Annotated in this window: 14 protein-coding genes; 5 read left to right on the plus strand and 9 right to left on the minus strand. The window is 73.9% G+C overall.

Annotated elements, in window-relative coordinates; genetic code table 11:
• Positions 1-29 precede the first annotated feature (29 nt).
• Complete coding sequence (locus JQX11_RS28450) at positions 30-653, plus strand: hypothetical protein (protein ID WP_088647384.1); 624 nt, start codon at positions 30-32, stop codon at positions 651-653.
• Positions 654-722: 69 nt separating this feature from the next.
• Here JQX11_RS28450 and JQX11_RS28455 read toward each other — a convergent pair whose 3' ends face one another.
• Positions 723-1,619, minus strand: a complete 897-nt coding sequence (locus JQX11_RS28455; protein ID WP_204928004.1) for a DUF72 domain-containing protein — start codon at positions 1,617-1,619, stop codon at positions 723-725.
• Between the two features lie 139 nt (positions 1,620-1,758).
• On the opposite strand from JQX11_RS28455, the gene JQX11_RS28460 reads away from it, so the two are divergent.
• Positions 1,759-2,265, plus strand: coding sequence for a DinB family protein (locus tag JQX11_RS28460; protein WP_204928005.1), 507 nt, complete (start codon positions 1,759-1,761; stop codon positions 2,263-2,265).
• Positions 2,266-2,275: 10 nt separating this feature from the next.
• On the opposite strand, the gene JQX11_RS28465 is transcribed toward JQX11_RS28460, so the two are convergent.
• Both JQX11_RS28465 and JQX11_RS28470 read right to left on the minus strand, forming a co-directional pair.
• Complete coding sequence (locus JQX11_RS28465; protein WP_204928006.1) at positions 2,276-3,322, minus strand: polyprenyl synthetase family protein; 1,047 nt, start codon at positions 3,320-3,322, stop codon at positions 2,276-2,278.
• Between the two features lie 4 nt (positions 3,323-3,326).
• Entirely contained in the window at positions 3,327-3,788 is a 462-nt protein-coding gene (locus JQX11_RS28470) for a hypothetical protein (RefSeq protein ID WP_204928007.1), read from the minus strand.
• Positions 3,789-3,970: 182 nt separating this feature from the next.
• Here JQX11_RS28470 and JQX11_RS28475 point away from each other — a divergent pair, with 182 nt between their 5' ends.
• Positions 3,971-4,312 carry a hypothetical protein gene (locus JQX11_RS28475; RefSeq protein ID WP_204928008.1) on the plus strand — a complete coding sequence of 114 codons (342 nt, stop codon included), beginning with the start codon at positions 3,971-3,973 and terminating at the stop codon, positions 4,310-4,312.
• Positions 4,313-4,471: 159 nt separating this feature from the next.
• Positions 4,472-5,164 (plus strand): Pr6Pr family membrane protein, encoded by a 693-nt coding sequence (locus JQX11_RS28480; RefSeq protein WP_204928009.1) that lies wholly within the window; start codon positions 4,472-4,474, stop codon positions 5,162-5,164.
• Here the strand turns inward: JQX11_RS28480 and JQX11_RS28485 are convergent.
• From JQX11_RS28485 to JQX11_RS28500, 4 genes are all read right to left on the minus strand, one after another.
• Entirely contained in the window at positions 5,156-7,222 is a 2,067-nt protein-coding gene (locus JQX11_RS28485; protein ID WP_204928010.1) for an amylo-alpha-1,6-glucosidase, read from the minus strand. The two genes, JQX11_RS28480 and JQX11_RS28485, sit on opposite strands and share 9 nt — an antisense overlap.
• Positions 7,219-7,596: an SCP2 sterol-binding domain-containing protein gene (locus tag JQX11_RS28490; protein ID WP_204928011.1), complete on the minus strand. Its 378-nt coding sequence runs from the start codon at positions 7,594-7,596 to the stop codon at positions 7,219-7,221. The genes JQX11_RS28485 and JQX11_RS28490 overlap by 4 nt, the downstream gene beginning before the upstream one ends.
• 120 nt (positions 7,597-7,716) lie before the next feature.
• Positions 7,717-8,223 (minus strand): mycothiol transferase, encoded by a 507-nt coding sequence (locus JQX11_RS28495; RefSeq protein ID WP_307826394.1) that lies wholly within the window; start codon positions 8,221-8,223, stop codon positions 7,717-7,719.
• A gap of 103 nt (positions 8,224-8,326) precedes the next feature.
• Positions 8,327-8,698 (minus strand): VOC family protein, encoded by a 372-nt coding sequence (locus JQX11_RS28500; protein ID WP_204928013.1) that lies wholly within the window; start codon positions 8,696-8,698, stop codon positions 8,327-8,329.
• Positions 8,699-8,959: 261 nt separating this feature from the next.
• Here JQX11_RS28500 and JQX11_RS28505 point away from each other — a divergent pair, with 261 nt between their 5' ends.
• A complete protein-coding gene (locus JQX11_RS28505; protein WP_232378785.1) occupies positions 8,960-10,357 on the plus strand; it encodes an acyl-CoA synthetase in 1,398 nt (465 codons plus the stop codon).
• 4 nt (positions 10,358-10,361) lie between these two features.
• Here the strand turns inward: JQX11_RS28505 and JQX11_RS28510 are convergent, their stop codons facing one another.
• Both JQX11_RS28510 and JQX11_RS28515 read right to left on the minus strand, forming a co-directional pair.
• Positions 10,362-11,201 carry a metallophosphoesterase family protein gene (locus tag JQX11_RS28510; protein ID WP_204928015.1) on the minus strand — a complete coding sequence of 280 codons (840 nt, stop codon included), beginning with the start codon at positions 11,199-11,201 and terminating at the stop codon, positions 10,362-10,364.
• 77 nt (positions 11,202-11,278) lie between these two features.
• Positions 11,279-11,917, minus strand: coding sequence for a 4'-phosphopantetheinyl transferase family protein (locus JQX11_RS28515; RefSeq protein ID WP_204928016.1), 639 nt, complete (start codon positions 11,915-11,917; stop codon positions 11,279-11,281).
• Positions 11,918-12,061: the final 144 nt, after the last annotated feature.

The raw sequence follows: 12,061 nt of genomic DNA on the forward strand, positions 1-12,061 counted from the left end.
TGCGCCCGAACACGGTGGAGGGGGATCAGATGTCGGAACGACACACCGCACTGCGCTCGATGCACGATCTCGGCCTGGCGGCCTGGTTCGGTGGCTCCCTGATGGGGGCGCTGGGCGTGAACGGAGCGGCGGCACGGATCAGCGACTCGACCCAACGGCTTCCGGTGGCCTCGGCCGGCTGGTCGCGGTGGACGCCGGTCAACGCAGCGGCGATCGGCGCGCACCTGGCCGGCGCGGTGGGTGAGCTGGCCACCGAGAGCCCCCGGATGATGGCCCAGTCCGGGGTGGGCCGGATGAGCGCGGTGAAGACGGCGCTGACCGTCGGCGCGCTCGCGGTCACCGGGTACAGCCGGTTGGTGGGCATGAAGTTGCAGAACGCCGGCAACCCGCCGGTGTCGGGGACCACCGAGCCCAACTACCAGACGCCCGCCGAGGTGGCGCACCGGCAGCGGCAGATGAAGGTCCTCCAGTGGACCATTCCGGCGTTGACCGGGGCGTTGGTGGTGGTCACCGCGTACATGGGTGAGCAGCAGAAGCCGGGCCAGGTGTTCCGGGGGATGCTCGGGCGCGCCGGTGGGCTGATGGGCGCGCCGATGACGATGGGTCGGCTGGCCGCGACGGGGGCCCGGCGACGGATGGCGATGGCCGGCTGACCGGCGGGCCGGGACCGGCCGGTACGGGGGTCGCCGTCAGCACGGACGGCGGGCCCCGTACCGGCGCGGTCAGTGGCCGACGGCCGCCGTCGTGGGAGCGACCCCGAGCAGTTCGGCCAGCCGGGCGGCGTCGCGCTGGGCCTGCCCCGCGCAGCAGTTGTTGAACAGCACGTGCAGCTCCCCGGACCGGTCGGCCAGGTCGGTGAGCAGGTCGGCCCAGCGGCGTAGTTCGTCGTCGGCGTAGGCGTACCGGAACCGGTCCTCCTTGCTGCCGTGTTCCCAGTGCGCGCTGTGGCCGTGCATCCGCACCAGCACCGGCTCGGCGGTACCGATCATGATCGGGGGCACCGAGGACGGGTGCCCCTGCGGCATGTCGACGCAGACCAGGCTGAGGTCGTGGTCGCGCAGGAAGGTCACCGTCTCGGCCGCCGCCGCACCGTCGAACCAGGACCCGTGGCGCAGTTCCACGGCGACCCGCCAGGGCCGGCACCGGTCGGCCAGCTCCGCGATCCGCCGCCGGGCGCCCTCCCCCCGCACCAGCCACGGCGGGAACTGCAACAGCACCGCGCCGAGCCGGTCGGCCGCCGCGAGCGGTGCCAGCGCCGCCCGGAACCGGGTCCACAACTCGTCGTACGTCGCCTCGGGCAGGTCCCGGCGGCGGACCCGGGACGGACCGGTGGCCGGTCGCAGGTCCTTCGGCAGCACCTGCACCGGTGTCGGGTGTCCGGTGAAGAGGCTGAACGCCTTGACGTCGAAGGTGAAACCCGGCGGAGTGGCCGCCGCCCAGCCGCCGGTGGTCTCCGGCACCGGGATGGCGTAGTACGAGGTGTCCACCTCGACCAGCCCGAACCGCCCGGCGTACCAGCCCAGCCGCTGGGCCGGGGTGCGCACCGACCGGGGATACCAGCCGGCGCGCAGCAGCGTCTGATCCGCCCAGGACGACGTCCCCACCCTGATCGTTCCCATGTGGTCCAGTCCACCGCCCGGCGGCCGGATCGGCAACCGCAGGGGCGGACGCGGTCGGAGGCGCGGTGTGGCGGGGCGGAAAGTGTCGGGGGGTGGCCCTAGCGTGGCCCTCGACGACATCGACCACGGAGGGTGGCGGATGACCACTTCGGAGCGGGTGCTCACCGGCGAGAAGGCCGACCTGTTGCAGTCCCTCGGCCAGCACCGCGGCTTCCTGCGGCACACCGTGCGCGACCTGACCGACGAGCAGGCGGCGGCCCGCAGCACCGTCAGCGAGCTGTGCCTGGGCGGCCTGATCAAACACGTGACCCTGGTGGAGCACCGGTGGGCGCGGTTCATGGCCGGTGGGGCCGAGGCGATGGAGAGCGAGCCGGTCGACTGGGCCGGCATGTTCCGGATGACCGACGACGACACCCTGACCGACCTGCTCGCCCGGTACGCCGAGACGGCGGCCCGCACCGACGAGCTGGTCGCCACCCTCGACCTGGACACGGCCCACCCGTTGCCGGAGGCGCCCTGGTTCGAGCCGGGGGCGAGCTGGTCGGTGCGCCGCACGGTGCTGCACGTGATCGCCGAGACCGCCCAGCACTGCGGGCACGCCGACATCATCCGCGAGTCCATCGACGGTGCGAAGACGATGGGCTGAGCCCGGCCGGTCAGCGTGGGCGGTCGACGACGTAACGGGTCAGGCCGAGCAGGAACCGGCCGTCCTCGGTGCCGGCCCGGTCACCGAGGACGGCACGCCCCTCGGCCAGCGCCGCGTCGGCCAGTTCCCGGGCGCTGCGCCGGGCCACCTCCACACTGTCGTACGCCGTCAGCCGGCGGTGCAGCCAGCGCACGTCGGCCGCCGTCCGGTCGGCGCGGGGGGTGCCGAGGAAGGCCACCGTCCGTTCCCGTTCCCCGGCGGTGCAGCGGGCGAGGAAGTCGATGAGGATCAGGGTGCGCTTGCCCTCCCACAGGTCACCGGCGATCTCCTTGCCGTAGGCGGCGTACTCCCCCACCAGGTTCAGCACGTCGTCGGTGATCTGGAAGGCCGCGCCGAGGTACCAGCCGTAGCGGTCCAGCCGGTCGGTGCGCAGCCGCCCGCCGCCGGCCGCCAGCACCCCGGTGCGGCACGGGTAGATGCAGGTGTACCAGGACGTCTTCTTCAGGCACATCCGGTAGTAGTCGTCGGGGGTGAGATCGCAGGCGTTGTCCCTGATCCAGCCGATCTCGATGGCCTGGCCCTCCAGCGAGTGGCGCAGCATCAGCCGGGTCTGTTCGACCAGTTGCCAGGCGGTGCCGGAGCCGAGGCCGTCCCGGTTGGCCAGCAACCGGTCCAGGGCGAGCAGGTTGGTCATGTTGCCGACGTTGAGCGCCACACCGACGCCGTACGCGGCGGGCAGGGTCGGTGCGCCGCGCCGCTGTTCGCTGCCGTCCTGGATGTCGTCGTGGATGAGGAAGGCATTGTGGAACAACTCGACGGTGGTGGCCACGTTGACCGCCGCCTCGTCCGGTTCGTCGCCGTCCCCGGCGAGCCGGCACGCGGCCAGGCAGAGCGCCGCCCGCAGCCCCTTGCCGGAGCGGCGGGGATAGTCGGCGACCAGGTCGTAGAGGTAGCGGGGGCCGCCGGTGGGCAGCTGGGCCAGCAGGGTCGCCATGGTCCGCGCCCGGTAGCGGTCCAGCACCTCCTCGACCCGGTCGTCGATACCCGGGACGGTCATCGGCTCAGGCCACCGCGGCGGGCCCGCCGTCGGCCGCCGGGGCCCCCGGGTCCCGGTCGACGCGGACCGGGCCGGTCGGTTCGTGGCCCTGGCCCGACACCCGGTCGATCAGCCCGTTGGCCAGTTCCGGGGTGAGCCGGGCCAGGTCGAGCAGGCTGTCCAGCACGTCGTGGGCGTCGGCGGCGTAGCGGCGGGTCAGCTCGCCCCGCTCGCCGGTGATCGGCAGTTGGGCGACCACCATGTCGATCAGCGCGTGGGTGTCCCTGCGGACCCGCCCGGCCACCTCGTCGAAGGCCGCCGGGTCGACCCGCCGGTCGGCGGTGAGTTTCTCCTGGAGCCGACGGGCGCTGTCGATGCCGGCGGACAACTCCTCCTCCAGCACCGATGCCGCGCGGGTGACGGCGGCCGACATCTCGTCGCCGAGCTGATCGAAGCGTTCGTCACGGTGGGTGTCACGTTCGGGCATGGCCAACCTCCCTCGATGCGACCTGTCCAGCGGATTTTTACACCAGCGCATACCGGCCGGTCACGTACTGTAGGGATGCCGACCCGGTTTTCGTCCCCGCCGCCCGACTCGGGTGTGACCGGGGCCACGTCGGGCCCCGTCGGCGTGACGTCCCAACCCGCGCCGACGCTGAGGGACACGAGATGACCCGATACCGCCTGGATCAGGAAACCGCTGAGCGGCTGCTCAGCGGGGCGGTCGACGGGTCGACCGGCCCGGTCCGGCCGCTGGTGACGCTGCTGACCGCGGTGCGCCCCGCCGCGGCCCGGGACGAGCTGCCCGGGGAGTCGGCGGCGATGTCGGCGTTCCGGGCCGCGCGGGCCACCCTGGCCATCCCCGTCCCCGACCGGCCCGCGGATCCGGCCCGAGACCCGGACGGGCCGGTGGACGGCAACGACCCCGGGCCGGATCACCCGCCGGGACCCGGCTGCCCACCCACGACCGGTGGCCGCAAGGGCCGACGGCCGCCGACCCACGACCGGTGACCGAGACGGCCGCGGCCGGTGTGGTCGGCCGGACGCGGCCCTCCAGGTCGGTGCCGGCCAGGCCGCCGGGCCCACGACCGCCGACCGCTGGCGGGTGACCTGCGGCCGGTGGCCCGGCCACGGCCGGGGTGGCGACGGCGGGGCTGGTAGCTTGCGCCGATGACTCTGCGGCGTCGACGCCTGGCGGTGGCCTTCCGGCTGGCGATCGTGATCGGTGTGCTGGCCGGGATCGTGCTCACCGCCCTCGGCCCGGCCACCGTCACCGGGCTGCTGCCGTACTTCACCATCCAGAGCAACCTGGCGGTCGGGCTCTTCGCCGGCTACGCCGCCTGGCAGGCCGCGCGACGTCGACCCGAACCACCGTCGGCGCTCAAGGGCGCGGTGACCCTCTACGTCACCATCACCGGCGTGGTCTACCACCTGGTGCTGGCGAACCCGGCCAGCCCGTTCGCGATGACCCAGCCCGACCGGGCGCTCGGCGAGGCGGTGGGCAACCAACTCCTGCACACCGTCGTTCCGCTGCTCGCCGTCGCCGACTGGACGCTGTTCGACCCGCGCGGCCGGCTACGCCCCCGGTACGCCCTCTGGTGGCTGGCGTTCCCGCTGACATACCTGGGGTTCGCCCTGGTACGTGGGCTGATCGTGCACCGCTACCCGTACCCGTTCATCGACGCCGGGCAGCTCGGCTACGACGGCGTCGCGGTCAGCGCGGTCTTCTTCGCCGTCGCCTTCTGGCTGCTCGGCCTGCTCTTCGTGGGCGTCGACCGGGCCCTGTCCCGGTGGGTCACCCACCCGCCCACCGACCCGGACGCCCCGGTGCAACCGGCACCGCCGGCCGGGCGGTCAGCGTAGCCGGGGACGACGCCCCGGGCGGACGGCCGACCGGTCCCGGCCGTACGCGTCGGCCCGGCCCCACCGGCCGGGCACGTCCAGCAGTTCGATCCGGCCGAAACCGTCGGGCAGGGCCGGGTTCACCAGCAGGTTGTCCCCGCAGGGCCGTAGCCCGAGGAGGGTGCCGAGCAGCATCAGCAGGGCACCCGCGGACCACGACTGCGGTCGCCCGGCCATCGGCAGCTGCACCGGGTAGCCGGTGACCGCACGGGGATACCCGGCGATCACCTCCGGCACCGAACCCCCGATCAGGTCCGCCATCGCGAAGATGCCGTCGGCGACCCGGGCGGCCTCCTCGTCGTGGTGGTACCGCCGCAACCCGGCCGCGACGAGCGCGTTGTCCGACGGCCACACGGCGCCCAGGTGCGCGCCCACCGGGTTGTACGCCAACTGCCCGTCGGCGAACGTGCGGACCCCGAAGCCGGAGAAGAGCTGCGGCCCCACCAGGTGGGCGGCGAGGGCGGCGGACCGGTCCTCGGCGACGATCCCGCTCCACAGCAGGTGCCCGAGCTGGGACGTCAACGCCACCACCGGGGTGCCGTCCGGCTCCAGGGCCGACGCGTAGTGCTCCTGGCGGGGCAACCAGAAGTCCCGGTTGAACCGTTCCTTCAGCGCGGCGGCCTGGCGCTCCAGCAGGTCGGCGTACTCGGGCTCGCCCCAGAACTCCCGGGCCAGGCGGGCTCCGCGCCGCTTCGCGTCGTAGGCGTAGCCCTGGAGTTCGCAGGTGGCCCTGGGCCCGGCGGGAGCCCGGCCGTCGGCGTCCACGATCGCGTCCGGCGAGTTGCGCCAGCCCTGGTTCACCAGCCCGTTGCGGGTGTTGCGTCGCTGGTAGCGCAGGTAGCCGTCGCCGGTCAGGTCACCGTACCCGTCGATCCAGTCCAGCGCCATCCGGGCCGGGTGGCGCAGCTGCCGCACCAACGCGGCGTCGCCGGACCAGCGCTCGTACTCGTCGAGCAGGATCACGAACAGCGGGGTGGTGTCGGCCGCGCCGTAGTAGAGCCCGGTCGGCTGCTCGTCGAAGGCGGCCGACTCGCCGTACCGCAGTTCGCCGAGGATCTTGCCGGGTTCCTCCTCGTGCTGGTCGTCGAGCCGGCCGCCCTGGAGCAGGGCGAGCATGCGCAGCGTGTTCGGGGCCAGTTCGGGGGTGAACGGCAGGGTCATCAGGCAGGTGACCAGGGCGTCGCGGCCGTAGAGCGCCATCGCCCAGGGCAGACCCCCCACCGGCACCCGCCCCGAGTACGCCAGCGGGACGTAGCGCAGCGCGGCCAGGTCGGTCAGCGCCTGCTCGTACGTCGCCGGCAGCCGTTCCCGCTCGCTGATCAGCTGCGGTGCCCGGTCGAGCCAGTCGACCAGGTCGTGCCGCATGTCGTGGCGTACCCGCAGCCGGTGCGACTCCAGACTCTCCCGCAGGTCGTGCCCGCCCTCGCCCCGGATGGACATCCCGACGTGCAGGTCGGTGACCCATGTCCCGTGCGCCGGCACGGTGATCCGGTAGGTGAAGCCCCCCTCGTCGACGTCGGCCGGGGCGGTGCTGGAGACCGTCGCCTCCCGGGCGAACCGCTCCCGTTCGTAGCGCAGCCGCAGCACCGCCTCGGACGGGGAGGCGACCGTGGTGACCCGCCGGGGCGTCGGGCTGCGGATCTCCGAGGTGTCGGCGAAGTCCGCGCCGACCTCCATCCGCACCACGAAGTCGGCGGGCTCGGCGGCGTGGTTGAGCACGGTGAGCTGCTCGGTGAAGCTGTCGTCGATGGACCGGTGCCGGATCACCGACACGTCCGCGTCGACGTAGTGGCTGGCCGTGCCGGGGACCAGGAAGAACCGGGTCTCGAAGTAGGTCATGTCGTCGCGGGACAGGGCGTGCAGCCGCTGCCCGTCGATGGTGAGCACCCAGCGGCACAGGAACCGGGTGTCGAATGAGAACAACCCCACCGGCGCCCTCGGGTCCACCTCCATGTCGCCGTGCGCGTCGCTGACGGCGAAGGCGTTACCGGCGATGATGTGGACCCGTTCCTCCCTCACCGGTGGCCGTCCCGTTCCCGGGCGGCCTCCCGGGGGTGCCGGGCGTCGGGCGGGCCGGGGAAGATCCGCCGCAGCATCATCAGCAGCCGCATGTTGCCCCGTATCGACAGGTCGTTGCGCAGCAGCGCGGTAGCGAGGTGGGTCCGACCCGACGCCAACCGGTCGAAGACCGCCCGGTCGGCGCGGACGACCAGGTCGGCATCGTCGGCGGAGCGGGTGACCTCGACGCGTTGGTCGCGGATGGTCAGCCGCCAGTGCGCGGTGTGCCCGTCCTCGGCGGCGTCCAGGCGCAGCGTCCCGCTCGTCGTCTCCGGGAGGTCGGGCCGCCGACTCCCGTCCCACCGCTCCAGGAACTCCGCCACCGACGTCCCCACGGCTGCCCTCCCCCACGGCGTGTCACGTGCCCGGTCAGCGTGCCGGTCGAGGGGGTGAGGCCGGCTCACCCGGACCGGACGAGATCGGCGACGGAAGCGGGCGGGACCGGGCGCGGACGGTCAGGACCGCAGCAGGCCCCGCAGGTAGGCGGCCTGGCCGACGTGCTGGAGATCGTCGGCGGCGATGCTGACCAGCCGGACTCCGAGGGTCACCGGCGGGTCCCAGCTCTCGTCGACCACCCGGTCCAGGTCCGCCGGACGCAACCCGGCGAGGAACGTCCGGGTCCGCTCCGCCACCGCCCGGTGGTAGTCGACGAGCGCCTGCGCGCTGTCCGGCCGGACCGTGGCGACCTGCTCCGGGGTGTGGCCGTAGCCGGTGTCGGCCGGGTCGGCGGGCAGCCCGAACCGGGCCGCCCGGTCACCGGTGACCCACACCTGGTCGACCCCGAGCAGCTCGGCGACCTGCTGGTCCTGGATCCGGGTGAGGTGCCAGACCAGCCAGCCGACCGGGTTGGCACCCGGACCGGGCCGCCGGCACAGCTGTTCGGGGCTGAGCCCGTCCACCGCCGCGTCGACCAGGTCGGGCAGGTGGTCGTAGATTCCGGTCAGCAGGGCGTCGACGTTCACCGGGGCCTCCTCGTAGCGGCGTACCCGATCGGGATACCGCAACCGGAGCCCGACAAACCGCCGCGCCGGACGATCCGGTGGCCCGCGCGGGCGTACCCCGGGGTCAGCGCGGCGGTTCGGGGCGGGTGATGGCCCAGCTGCCGCCGTGCCGGTCATGCAGCAGCACCTCGCGCGGCGTGCCGTTGGCGGCGCTGACCTGCGCGCCGGCCGCGCGGGCGCGGCGCAGCACCGCGTCGGCGTCGGCGGCGGTGACGGTCAGCACCGGCAGCCCGCCGGTGGCCCCGGGCCGGTCGGTCCACTCGCTGACCGTGAACCGGTGACCGTCGACGACGAGGTCGGCGGCGAGCACCCGCCCGTCGGGGAGGCACTCCTGGCGGTACGGGACCGCACCGAAGACCCGGGTGTAGAACGCGATGGCGTCGGACGCGTCGGTGACCGTGAGATGCGGCACGGCTGGTGGGTGCTCGGATGTCATGACGTCGGTGCCACCTTCCCGGTCGACCGGTGACGGAACCGTCGCGTGTGACGGTAGGCGGGCCGGCCGCCGCACCGGCACCCTTACCCGACCCCTGAACCGTCCCGACGGCAGGTCGTGGCCGGCGCGCCGGGACCCCGGTGGCGGAGCGTGGTGGGGGGTGGTGACGGGCCGGTCGTCGCACTAGCGTCGGCGGCACGGGGCCGCACCGTGCCCCCGTGCGAATCCGGAGGGGCGTGGACCGTGTCGCTGCTGGCCGCGATGTCATCGTCGGTGGACGACCGTCCGGATCTCCTGCGGGTGGGTGACGTGTGCCTGTCCCGGTCCCGGCTGCTCGCCCTGGCCACCGCCGTCGCCGACGACCTGCGCGGCCTGGACCGGGTCGCGGTCGTGACCACCCCGACGATCGAGACCGTGGTGGGGGTGGTGGGCGCGTTGCTGGCGGGTACGGCGGTGGTGCCCGTGCCGCCGGACGCCGGGCCCCTGGAGCGGGAACACATCCTGCGCGACTCGGCGGTCGGGGCCCTGCTCGCGCCGGCGGGCGCGACCCCGCAGGACGCTCCGGCGGCGGACGGGTTGCCTGTCGTCCCGGTCGACCTGCGCCGGGTGTCGGCGACCACCCATCCGGAGCCCGGACCGGAGCGGACCGCCCTGATCCTCTACACCAGCGGCACCACCGGCGCGCCGAAGGGTGCGCTGCTGTCCCGAGGGGCGATCGCCACCTGCCTGGACGGGTTGGCCGAGGCGTGGGCGTGGACGCCGGACGACCTGCTGGTGCACGGCCTGCCGCTGTTCCACGTGCACGGGCTGGTGCTCGGGGTGCTCGGCCCGTTGCGGGTCGGTGGCCGGCTGCACCACGTCGGCCGGCCGCAGCCCGAGCGGTACGCGGCGGCCGGCGGGACGCTCTACTTCGGCGTACCGACGATCTGGTCGCGGATCGCCGCCGCGCCGGCCTCCGCGCGGGCCCTGCGGGGCGCGCGGCTGCTGGTGTCGGGCAGCGCGGCGCTGCCCACGACGGTCTTCGACGACCTCACCGGGTTGACCGGGCACCGGGTCGTCGAGCGGTACGGCATGACGGAGACCCTGATCACGGTGAGCGCCCGCGCCGACGGCCCGCGCCGTCCGGGCGCGGTCGGGGTGCCGCTGCCCGGGGTACGCACCCGGATCGTCGACGAGCAGGGCCGAGACCTGCCCACCGACGGTACGGCGATGGGCGAGCTGCTGGTCACCGGCCCGACCCTGTTCGACGGCTACCTGAACCGGCCGGACGCCGACGCGGCGAGCCGTACCGCCGACGGCTGGTTCCGCACCGGGGACGTCGCCACGGTCGGCCCGGACGGTTGGCACCGCATCGTCGGCCGGGCGAGCACCGATCTGATCAAGAGCGGCGGGTACCGGATCGGGGCGGGTGAGGTGGAGGAGGCGCTGCTGGCCCACCCGGCGGTGCGCGAGGCGGCGGTGGTGGGCCTGCCGCACCCGGACCTGGGGCAGCAGGTCACCGCGTACGTGGTCGGCGACGGGGTGACCGGGCCGGAGCTGGTGGACTTCGTCGCCCGGCACCTGTCGGTGCACAAGCGGCCCCGGGAGGTCCGGCTGGTCGACGCCCTGCCCCGCAACGCGCTGGGCAAGGTGCAGAAGAAGCGCCTCGTCGAGGGGTGAGCCGTCAGACCTGCACGGGCGTCGACTGCACCCGCCGCAGCCACGAGTCGGGGCGGGGGCGGGTACGCCACTCCCGGGGGTAGCCGACGGAGACCTCCTCGAACCGCACCCCGTCGTGCCAGGTCACCCGGGGGATGTGCAGGTGCCCGTAGATCACCGCGCTGGCGTGGAAGCGGCGGTGCCAGTCGGCGGTGAGTTCGGTGCCGCACCACTGGGCGAACTCGGGGTAGCGCAGGATGTCGGTGGGCATCCGGACCAGCGGGTAGTGGTTGACCAGGATCTTCGGCACCGCCGGGTCACTGCCGGCGAGCCGGGTCTCGGTCAGCGCCACCCGGGCCCGGCACCAGGCGTCCCGGCTCGGGTGCGGGTCGGGGTGCAGGAAGACCTCGTCGGCGCAGACCACCCCGGCGGCGTGGGCGCGGGCCAGTGCCTGTTCCTTGCTGGTGACGCCCGGCTCGCGGAACGAGTAGTCGTAGCCGACGAACAGCGGCGCGACCAGCAGGGGGCCGCCGGGCCCGGTCCAGACCGGGTAGTCGTCCTCGGGGGTGGCCACCCCCAGGTCCCGGCACTGCCGCACGATGGCCTGGTAGCGGGCCTCGCCCCGCAGCCGGACCGGATCCTGCGAGTGGGTCCACAGCTCGTGGTTGCCGGGCGCCCAGATCACCTTGGCGAACCGGTCGGCGAGCAGCGTCAGCGCCCAGGTGACGTCGGCGAAGAGTTCGGCGACGTCCCCGGCGACGATCAGCCAGTCGCCGGCCGCGCGGGGCCACAGGCTCTCCACGATCTTCCGGTTCTCCGGGTACGCCACGTGCAGGTCGCTGACGGCGTAGATGCCGGCGTTCATCGGGTGTGGTCCCCTCGTTCGTCCGGTGCGCACGGCGGGGCGCGGCTCCGGGTCGGCTGGTGCGGTCCGGCTCGGGTTCAGTGCGGTACGGCGACGACGGTCAGGGTCAGCCCGACGTCGTGCAGGTAGCGACCGTCGAAGTCCCGACCGCGGCCGGGGACGAGGACGTGGCCGGTGAAGGTACGTCCGGCCGGGTGCAGGACGATCCGCGCCTCGTCGAAGCCGAGGAAGATCCCGGTGATCGGGAACCACGCCTTGTAGAGGGACTCCTTGGCGCTGAACAGCAGCCGGTCCCAGTGCGGCCCGGGGGCGTCGGTGGTCAGCCGGTCCACCATGGCGCGTTCCTCGGGCAGGGCGATCGCGTCGAGTACCCCGTCGGGCAGTGCCTCGTCGGGTTCGGCGTCGATGCCGATGGAGCGGACGTCAGCGCAGCGGGCGACCACGGCGGCCCGGTAGCCGGCGCAGTGGGTGAGACTGCCGACCACACCGGACGGCCAGACGGGTGCCCCCCGGTCGCCGGTGAGCACCGGGGCGGGCGGTACGCCGAGGGCGCGCAGGGCCCGGCGGGCGCAGGTACGGGCGGTGGTGAACTCCCGCAGCCGCTTCTCGACGGCGCGGGCCACCAGCGCGGCCTCCTCGGGGTACAGCGGCTCGGTGTCGGTGTCGTCGAACGCCTCGACGGCGACGACGCCCGGTGGCGTGATCCGGTCGATCATGCGTCGGCCAACGGCCGGATGGTCCAGGTGTCGCCGGTGTGGAGGAGGGTGGTGAGTTGTTGTTCGGGGGTGTCGGTGGTGGTGTTTCGGGCGGTGGTGATTTGGTGTTGGACGAGGGTGTCGTAGGTGGGGCGTTGGGTTTGG

This window comes from Micromonospora humida, from assembly GCF_016901255.1.
GTDB classification, from domain to species: domain Bacteria; phylum Actinomycetota; class Actinomycetes; order Mycobacteriales; family Micromonosporaceae; genus Micromonospora; species Micromonospora wenchangensis.